Genomic DNA, 597 nt, shown 5'->3' on the forward strand with positions numbered 1-597 from the left:
GCCCGCGCCCGCGCCGCCACCCGGGCCCTCGCCCGGGGCGTCGGTCCAGGCGGTGGCCTCCAGCTCGGCGGGGAAGGTGCCGTTCTCGACGGAAAGCGAGTGGTAGCGGGTCGCGGTGAAGGGGGACGGCAGCCCGCTGAAGACGCCGGCGCCGTCGTGGGTGACCGCGGAGGTCTTGCCGTGCAGCAGCTCGGGGGCGCGCCCGACGACGCCGCCGTACGCGACGGCCATCGACTGCATGCCCAGGCACACGCCGAACACGGGCACGCCGGTGCGCGCGCAGTGCCGCACCATGTCCACGCAGACGCCCGCCTGCTCGGGGGTGCCGGGCCCGGGGGAGAGCAGCACCCCGTCGAAGCCGTCGTCGGCGTGCGCGGGCTCGACCTCGTCGTTGCGCAGCACCTCGCAGGTGGCGTCGAGTTGGTAGAGGTACTGGACGAGGTTGAAGACGAAGCTGTCGTAGTTGTCCACGACGAGAATGCGCGCGGTCATCGGGTGCCTGCCGTTCCTGCCGTATCGGTTCCTGCCGTCGCCGCGGTCACTCATCAACCGTCACGTCGTTGAACGGCAGCAGCGGCTCCGCCCACGGAAAGACGT

At 72.0% G+C, this 597-nt stretch carries 1 protein-coding gene; it reads right to left on the minus strand.

The features are described 5' to 3' along the window. On the minus strand, positions 1 to 492 hold a 492-nt coding region (locus KUM32_RS42995), incomplete at its 3' end, for a gamma-glutamyl-gamma-aminobutyrate hydrolase family protein (RefSeq protein WP_217146976.1). Between the last annotated feature and the right edge of the window lie 105 nt (positions 493 to 597).

The sequence above is a fragment of the Streptomyces sp. AC627_RSS907 genome (genome assembly GCF_019049165.1).